The sequence below is a fragment of the Tamlana crocina genome (assembly GCF_012037625.1).
Genome location: NZ_JAAVJS010000352.1, coordinates 1 through 405 on the forward strand (window position 1 = coordinate 1; position 405 = coordinate 405).

Below are 405 nucleotides of genomic sequence, written 5' to 3' on the forward strand. Positions count from 1 at the left end.
ACATCTTTTCCCTGCATTCTCTGGAAACGCGCATAGATGTCTGCCGGGACGTAAACGCCTGCTAAATGGCCTATATGTATGGGCCCGTTGGTATAAGGAAGGGCCGCTGTGATCGTATATCTTTTTGGTGAATTCATGTGCAAAATTAAAGGCTGTAAAGTTAAGCAAGTGCAGGGGATTACACGTTAAATTTTAGCAAAAGGGGATGGAGGTGCGCCAAATGTTCCGCAATTTTATAAAAAACCAATCATGAGAAAATTCTTTATCCTGGGGCTCATTTTAATAGCTGCAGGTTGTAAAAGCAAAAGAATGACTTCTGCTTCTGCTGAAAAATTTCAGCTTGAAAATTTAGCTGAAGTTATTGCTGAAAATGATCTTGAAACCATATATCCTGAAGCTCAAATT

Annotated in this window: 1 protein-coding gene; it reads right to left on the reverse strand. The window is 39.5% G+C overall.

Annotated features, from left to right (window positions below; translation table 11 throughout):
- Positions 1-137 (reverse strand): class I tRNA ligase family protein (locus HC176_RS17070; RefSeq protein ID WP_167920209.1); only part of this gene is annotated, 137 nt, incomplete at its 3' end.
- Positions 138-405 lie beyond the last annotated feature (268 nt).